Origin of the sequence: uncultured Neisseria sp. (assembly GCF_951230505.1) — a bacterium.
Taxonomy (GTDB): Bacteria; Pseudomonadota; Gammaproteobacteria; order Burkholderiales; family Neisseriaceae; genus Neisseria.
The window spans coordinates 1-6,964 of the sequence record NZ_CATNVN010000096.1 but is presented as its reverse complement, the minus strand read 5'-3'; the positions used below and the strand labels follow the sequence as shown (position 1 = coordinate 6,964).

The 6,964-nt window shown below is 46.9% G+C and carries 6 protein-coding genes and 1 pseudogene; all 7 read right to left on the bottom strand.

Going from position 1 to position 6,964, the window contains the following annotated elements; genetic code table 11:
• Window positions 1-70: 70 nt before the first annotated feature.
• Complete coding sequence (locus tag Q1M25_RS06915; RefSeq protein ID WP_070646683.1) at window positions 71-691, bottom strand: DUF2238 domain-containing protein; 621 nt, start codon at window positions 689-691, stop codon at window positions 71-73.
• 106 nt (window positions 692-797) lie between these two features.
• Complete coding sequence (locus Q1M25_RS06910; RefSeq protein ID WP_300483267.1) at window positions 798-1,787, bottom strand: phosphatidate cytidylyltransferase; 990 nt, start codon at window positions 1,785-1,787, stop codon at window positions 798-800.
• Window positions 1,784-2,491 carry a 1-acyl-sn-glycerol-3-phosphate acyltransferase gene (locus Q1M25_RS06905; RefSeq protein WP_107724100.1) on the bottom strand — a complete coding sequence of 236 codons (708 nt, stop codon included), beginning with the start codon at window positions 2,489-2,491 and terminating at the stop codon, window positions 1,784-1,786. The genes Q1M25_RS06910 and Q1M25_RS06905 overlap by 4 nt, the downstream gene beginning before the upstream one ends.
• A 63-nt stretch (window positions 2,492-2,554) precedes the next feature.
• Window positions 2,555-2,929 (bottom strand): hypothetical protein, encoded by a 375-nt coding sequence (locus tag Q1M25_RS06900; RefSeq protein ID WP_107724101.1) that lies wholly within the window; start codon window positions 2,927-2,929, stop codon window positions 2,555-2,557.
• 2 nt (window positions 2,930-2,931) lie between these two features.
• Window positions 2,932-4,243 (bottom strand): annotated as a pseudogene (locus tag Q1M25_RS06895) (phosphatase PAP2/dual specificity phosphatase family protein).
• A 40-nt stretch (window positions 4,244-4,283) separates the two neighbouring features.
• Complete coding sequence (locus Q1M25_RS06890; RefSeq protein ID WP_107724103.1) at window positions 4,284-5,411, bottom strand: PIN domain-containing protein; 1,128 nt, start codon at window positions 5,409-5,411, stop codon at window positions 4,284-4,286.
• 129 nt (window positions 5,412-5,540) lie between these two features.
• A partial coding sequence (locus Q1M25_RS06885) for a class I SAM-dependent methyltransferase family protein (RefSeq protein ID WP_300483262.1) occupies window positions 5,541-6,964 on the bottom strand: 1,424 nt, incomplete at its 5' end.

Sequence of the window (6,964 nt, the reverse complement as noted above, 5' to 3'; positions counted from 1 at the left end):
CGATAGAAAAATGAAAAAAGGCCGTCTGAAAATCTGGTTTCAGACGGCCTTTCGCTTTAAAGGGGTAGATTTAAGAGAAACCCAAGCGTTTATCGGGTCGGGTAAACACAAAAATAAACAGAGAAGTTAACGCGCCCAAAGTATCGGCAAGCATGTCTTTTTGCGCGTCCCAAATATCGCCTTGAGAACCCAAGAATTCCAGCCCGGCCTCTCCGCCGTCGATGACGGCATATTGCCATTCGATGATTTCATAGGCAGCAGCAACGCTCATAATGAAGAATAGGGAGAAAAATAAGGCCAGCGGCAGATTGCACAGCTTGCGGCGCAGCAGCCATTCGGCCATCGGGTAGGCATAAAAGCCGATGATGTAATGGGCAATACGGTCGTAATGATTGCGGTTTTCGCCCAAAATCGGTTCGACAAAGCGGTTGATGGATTCAAACGGTACATCGGCAAAAGTATAGTATGCACCGATGGAATGCATAATCAGCCAAAAACTCATGAATAAGTAGGCCAAGTTGCTGAAGCGGAAAATGCGGTAGGTGGCAACAAGAAGGAAGAATACGGATGCTACGGGAATGATTTCAGCGTACCAGACCGCGCGGTCATGGGGATTGATGCCTGACCAAACAATGAGGGCAAAGATAATTGTGGCAAGAAAAATGGGAAAGATTGGAGAGGGTTTATTCATTTTGTGTGTGTAATAACAATGGTTGCGTATTGTATAACGAATTGGCAGGGCTGGCAGTTTCATACATTCAAGGCCGTCTGAAAACATCTTTCAGACGGCCTGAAGTTTAGCCGTTCCAGAAATAACGGGTGATGTGGAAAAACACAGGTGCAGCAAAACAAATCGAATCCACACGGTCAAGCATACCGCCGTGGCCGCGTATCATATTGCCCCAGTCTTTGACACCGTAATCGCGTTTGATGGCAGACATAACCAGGCCGCCAAAGAAACCCATCAGGCAGACGATAAAGCCGATAACGGCTGCTTGGCCGTGGGAGAACGGCGTAATCGGCGCCATCAGTGCGGCAATGGCCGTGGCCGATAAAATACCGCCGACAGTGCCGGAAATGGTTTTGGACGGCGAAAGCGAAGGCATAATTTTTGCACCGCCAATCAGTTTGCCCCAAACGTATTGCAACACATCCGATACTTGTACCACCCCAATCAGGAAGATCAGCAACAGGATATTGTTACCGTTATCGAAGCCGTCCAAGTCTAGAAACATCAGCGCCGGAACATGAGACAGGCAGAAGATGCAAATCATCGCCATCCATTGCGTTTTGGCGGCGCGTTCCAAAAAATGCGCGGTTTGGCCGCTGAGGCTGGCAATAATCGGCAGTATCAAAAAGCCATAAACTGGAATAAAAATGCTGAACATGCCGTACCAGCCGTCATAGACGAAATAGTATTGCACAGGCAGAAGCAGGTAAAAGCAGACCACCATGCTGTAATAGTCGCTGCGTCGGCGATAGACGAGGGTCATAAACTCGCGCAGTGCGGCAAATGAAATCAGGAAAAACAGTACAACCGTCCCGATTTTTCCGAACCAAAACGCGCCCAGCAACACCAGCGTCATCAGCCACCATGCGTAAATGCGGGCATTGAGGTTGGCGATGGTGGCATTATCTGCGCCGTTTTTGCGCTTGAGCCATTGTCCGATGATGCTGGCAAAACACAATACGGCAAATACGCCGACAAAAATATAGCTGGCTTGCGGAGTCAGATGAGCGGTGGCTTGTTCGACAATGATTTGTTGGGAAGTCGTAGAAAGGCTCATGCTTGTCCTCCTTTGTTTTGTTGAACTTCAGGTTCATTTTGGCGAAGCTCGCTGCGGTCGTTTTCAGACGGCCTGAGTGCCAGCAGTGCTTCACGGCTGCGTGTCAAAAAGCTGTCTTTGTCTTCGTTTTCCTGCAAAGTAAGCGGCTGTCCGATATGGACTTCACACAAAAGTGGGATAGGCAGGATTTTGCCTTTGGGCAGTACGCGGCTGATGTTGTCTATCCAAATCGGCACAAATTCGGTATTGGGTTTGCTTTTTGCCAGATGATAAATGCCGGACTTGAATGGCAGCAGGATGGTGTTGTCGTCAGTGTTGCGCGTGCCTTCAGGGAAAATAATCAAGGAGTCGCCTGCGTTCAGCGCGTCTTTCATCTGTTCGGTAATCGCTTGCGGATTATTGCTATGGCGCGGAATCAGCAAGGCATTGAAAACATTTTGAATGATGAAGCGTTTGAGTTTGCTCGTCAGCCAGTAATCCGAACCGGCGACAGGGCGCGTGGACAAGCGCCAGCGGCGGGGCAGGGAAATCCACACCAGCACAAAATCGCCATGGCTGCCGTGATTGGCGTAATAGACCTTTTGGTGCTGATTGAATGTCAGCTCGCGTGGGCTTTTGGGGCGCACGCCCGTAAGAAAAGAGACCGACAGACATAAGGCTTGATCGGTCAGCCAGGCAAGTTGTTTTTTGAGGAAGTTTTTCATTGTTTCTGCCTTTTGAAATGAGATACCGCTCTAGATTTGGTTTGGGTACATCAGCAAAAATAATCAAATGCTTTGGATAAGCAAAATTAAAAATTGTGCGGCGGTCAGGTATAAGCTTTTGCGCCATAGAGAAAGTGCGCCGTTTATCCGTTGGGTCAAAGTACGGCTGCCTGAAATTTGACGCAAACCGTTTTGCTGTAAGGATTGGTCAAAGTCTTCAGGAGAGTAGCAGTTGTCGGCAAAGTCTTGGAACACGCGGCGATCGAAGTGAACGCGGATATGGCAGTACAACAAAACCGCTGCTAAGAAAAGTTGCACCTCAAACCATGCGTCGCCATATTTTGCCGACAAGGCGAGCAGCAAGGCATTGCAGGCGGCAACATAATGTGCGGTAGAGAGCAGGTGGGCAGTAATACGGCTATCGGTTGCGTTGTCCATCATTATCCTTGTTTTAAACGGTTGGCAGCAGCTTCGACTGCTTGGGCGGTGGCCGGCGATAATACTATTTGCGGCCGAGCCTGTTTGAGTTCGGCCTTCGCTTGCGCCAAGTTTTTGCCGCCACCATAGACCAGCAGCCACGTCAGCACCACTGCGGCACTTCTTCCATAACCCAAAGCGCAACATACCAGCACTTTGCCGTGTTTTTGGCGTAAGGTTTCCAATATCAAGGCCGTCTGAACCAAATCGTTTTCAGACGGCGTTACCATATCCAGTAAAGGCAGGGCGCGATATTCTCCCTGATAGCTACGGCAGGGATATTCGGCGCATACATCCAATACGGCAGGCAGATGGTTTGAAATTCCCAAAATGCTGCCAATCAATACATCATGGCGGACTTGTGCCGTTTTCGCCTTACCTCGTAACCAATACGCCATGTTTAGCCGTACACCCACCAGATAAGGCAACAGCAAAACCGTCGCTGCCGCCGATAATTTACCGTTAGCCTGTTTTTGGAATACGTTTGTATTTCCAGTCAAATAGGCAAAGGCCACTATCAGCAAAGACACGCTCATCCATATCAACCACAGCCACGCTCATCCATATCAACCACAGCCACGCGCCACCCAGCAACGCGGGTAACGCCGTCAAACACGCACCAAGCAAATACAACAACGCAATCTTTCTTGAGCGTACATCACTTGAGCCCAGTTTTAACGGCGAAGTCATCTGACGCGGGAAAGCCCACAACACCAGCCAGCCGAGCAATGCACCGGTCGGCACGTCAATAAAATGATGTTGATAAGTCGTCAGTACTGACAAGGCAATCAGGCTTTGCCATAAGAAAAGCGGCAGGCGGATTTTGGGAAAGCGTGTCCAATAAAATGCACCTACGATAATCGCCAGCGCAATATGCAAAGATGGTGCTTGGTTGTACGGCAAATCAAATGCAGCCAATGAATCAAACAGCCAGCCTGACAGCCCATCGGCAGGCGGTTTAGGCCACCCGAAACGCAGCGGAAACAGCACAAAGCAAGCAGTCGCAATTAGTTGGGCAGCTACAAGGTGCGCTATATATCGGTTTTGTTCATGTGTATCACGACAAAGAAAAAATGCCGCGGCATACATCAGGTTTAGCGACCAATAAGGCACAATCGTCCATGCCCAAAACGGAATATTGCGCTCCCATGCAAAAGCGATTTCAGGCACATAGTCCAGCGATGCCGCATAATGGTTGGAGAGGCCGTAGCTGGTGTAGAACAGGATACCGACTGAAATCAGCTTGAGCAGGGAGGTTTTGAGGGTGGGTTTCATGGGGGATTAGTTAATAATTAAATATTTTGATTCCGTGAGCCTATTTAAGATAAGTGATATTCGTACCATCAATGCTAAGAACTTTTCTATTCAGTAGATGCTGTAATAGTTTTTCAGTTTCATGATTGTTGGATTTTGCATGTGCTTTTATAGTGTTTCGTAATGTACTGACTTTACCTGGGCGTTTTGATGGTTCAACTGACAGTGCGGCAATTACTTTTTTCCACATGGTTTCATCAGGCAAATGGAGTATTTTCTTTTGAGATATGGGATTGGGATTAGTATGGGGAAATGGAGCATATTCAATTTTTCCATTGTTTTGGCGAATATGGTTTTGTTCGCGCAAATGGCGTGCAAAGGCTTGAATATCAGCTTGACTAATAGTAAGTGAGAGAGCATCTGCACGTTTCTGTACGGCATCTTGAAAATCAGTATAAGTTTTGGGTTTGATATTCAAAATATAACGTTGGATTTTCTGTAATAGATCATTGTCACTGATGTGGTAAATCACTATACCTTGCTCATCAACACTAATTAAGTTTTGTGTTTTAAGTTTATTAATAATATGAGCAGTCGTTGTTTCGCATTCTTCGTCTGTTTTACCTTGAAATTGTTCGCGTAAAATATATTTACACAGATTTTGTTGCAAATTATGTAAGCGAGATGGAAGAAAAGCGTTGGGCTGACGCAAAGCAGTTAAGGCTGCTTGAAAATAAGGTGCTAATGACTGGGGTGGTTTGAGAGAATTTTCAGGTTGAGGGTGGGGTTCTAGTAGTTTTGTTGGAGGTGTAGTATTAATTTTTGTGTGCTGCACTTCATCTATATTTGCTAGGCGTACAACACCTTTTGCCTCCTGCTTTTCTAAGATATGTTCTACTAAGATATCGTAACCACCATCACGAGAAAGTATACCAATTTGAGCATCTGTATCTGTAGCTATAATTTTTCCAAGATAATAAGAAAGATAAAAATCTAATGCGTTTTTGCCTGATTTCTGTAAGTGAATAAGATGGACACGTTCGCCAAATGGAAGCAATGATGCCACTAAACTAATGGGTAATGATTTATGTTGTGTGCCTAAAAATAACCAAATATGAGTATCTTCAGTTGGTAATTTGTCCAGATTTTGCGGTTGGATATTTTCAAAGTCGATTAGTAAGTGTTTCATAGTATTATTTAATTGGGCTGACGTTTATACCCAAAATCCCTTTTAATATTATTTTTGTTGAGTTATTAATGCTCAACTTATATACCAGGCTGTCTGAAAGTTAAAAAATTGTTCAGACGGCCTTTATTTTTATTTCTTCACTGCCAAGCTCACGGTGAAAATACCGTCTTCGTCTATCCATTGATGGATTTTTTCAAAACCGGCCTTTTCAACCAACTGATCCATTTCCTGCTGACTGCGGCGGCGCATTACCCAGTTTGGGCTGCCTGCTTTGTGGCTGGTCAGGGCGCGGGCAATCATTTCCAGTTGTGGATGCCACGGCTGGCCGGTATAGATCAGGTAGCCGCCGGTTTCAATGGCTTCTCCGAAGCCGTAGAGCGAGTTCAAAATCAAATCGTTGTCGGCAAACAATTCGTGCAGGCCGGAGACGATGCCCAGCGTTGGACGCGGCTGTAAATCGTGATAATTGGCGCGGTCGTAGGCATTGACCTCGTTAAAGGTAACCGTATTTTGCAAGCCACGCTCGGCAATCAGCTTGCGACCGGCTTCGACATTAATCGGGCTGTAATCGCGCAAGCGTACGGAATCAGGCAATGTGTCGGCAGTTAGGGCATCCAATACATAGCGGCCATGACCGGACGCAATATCCAAAACGTGTACAGGTTTCTCTGTATCACGCAATTTGGCTGAGGCCATCTGAATGGCTTTGCCGATATTGACTTTGCGTTGGCGGATACCGCGCCAGCCGATGGCGTTGAGATAGTATTTGTCCACCCATACACCGAAAGCATTGCTGCCTTGCGGTTGATTGCGGTAAACGTAATCCAGTGTGCTGCCTGAATCAAAACCTGTTTCTTGACCGATTCTCAAGCCTTCACTCCAGCGCGAACCCAGTTTGAGCGAGGCGCGATATATTGCCCAAAATGCGCCGCGAGGTGTACAAACAGGCAAAGGCGTAGCCAGTTCGTCAGCTTCACGACGGCTGTCTCCAAATAAGTGCGCTTGAGTCAGATCGACTTGTTGTAAAGGCTGATTGAAACGCTCGCGGATAAAACGGCGCATTTCAACAAAAGCGATTTCACGGTCTTGCTCGCCTAACGTGTCGTGATAGAAACCGGGCAATATATGGCGTTCTTTAATATGGCTGCCCAAACGGTTGTAGAAATCGTGTTGCGGTTTGTGATGAACAACCCAATCGCTGCCTGAAATCAACAGTTGTACAGGCGTAGTAATCGCTTGCGCATCGGCAACCACACGTTCAGCGGCTTCGTATAAACCCAGCAGGATGCGCACAGAAATAGCGCGGGCAATAAGCGGATCATTGTCGTAGCTTTTTTGACGTTCGACATTGTGGGTCAGATAGTGGGCTTTGACGTAGCTGTTGACAAAGAAATTGCCACGCCATTTTTGCATAATTTTCAAACCGGTACGGGCAAACGGAACATAGAGTTTAACTTTGAACGCAGGCGAAGCCAATGCGGCGCAACGTATTTTCGGTGCGTAATCGTGCAACCAAGTAGAAACCAATACCGCACCGACACTTTGCGCGATAA